We start from the raw sequence: 658 nt of genomic DNA on the forward strand, positions 1-658 counted from the left end.
GATTATCATTAATGATTATCATTAATAAAGACGGTATTAAGATTATTACTCCCAGAAAATTTGAGGCAAAAGCGGGACAGCATATTTTCAATACCCCATCAGTTGCTTGTTTAAAATCTACACATTTACAGCATTTATTACCTTCAAAGGATGTAATTCCAAAAGCTAGAATAACTCCTGATGTTCATTTTCCTATAATAGGAATCCTTGCTAGAGTTGAAAGATTAGATGGTAAAAAAATAAATTTAACAGATCAGTTATCGATTAATGGATCTCCATTGAAAGAAATTTGGATTACTGAAAGTGGAGTAGCTTATTTTATTCCACCAAAAAATATTCCAGAAGTAAAAAATGTTGAAATTAGTGGAGAACGGCTTTGTTGCACAAACCTATCTGTAAAGGCTTTTTCAGCGATATAATTTTCAAATGAAGAAGCCTACACACAAAATCTACCGCACAACCAATTGGCCCGCATATAACCGAGCACTCATGAGTCGCGGAAATATTGCCATTTGGTTTGATCCTGCTACGCAATGGTATGCGCCATCAAAAGGCAAACAAGGGCGAAATCAAACCTACTCCGACGCAGCCATCCAATGCTGCTTAATGATTAAATCCTTATTCCGTCTGTCTTTACGTATGGTCACTGGCTTTGTGC

At 36.2% G+C, this 658-nt stretch carries 2 protein-coding genes; both read left to right on the forward strand.

Annotated features, from left to right (window positions below; genetic code table 11):
* The first annotated feature begins 11 nt into the window (after nt 1-11).
* Complete coding sequence (locus tag KPC_RS20215) at nt 12-419, forward strand: hypothetical protein (protein WP_228212376.1); 408 nt, start codon at nt 12-14, stop codon at nt 417-419.
* 7 nt (nt 420-426) lie between these two features.
* Nucleotides 427-658 (forward strand): transposase (locus tag KPC_RS20220; RefSeq protein WP_031978566.1); only part of this gene is annotated, 232 nt, incomplete at its 3' end.

Origin of the sequence: Acinetobacter stercoris (assembly GCF_900323515.1) — a bacterium.
Classification (GTDB): domain Bacteria; phylum Pseudomonadota; class Gammaproteobacteria; order Pseudomonadales; family Moraxellaceae; genus Acinetobacter; species Acinetobacter stercoris.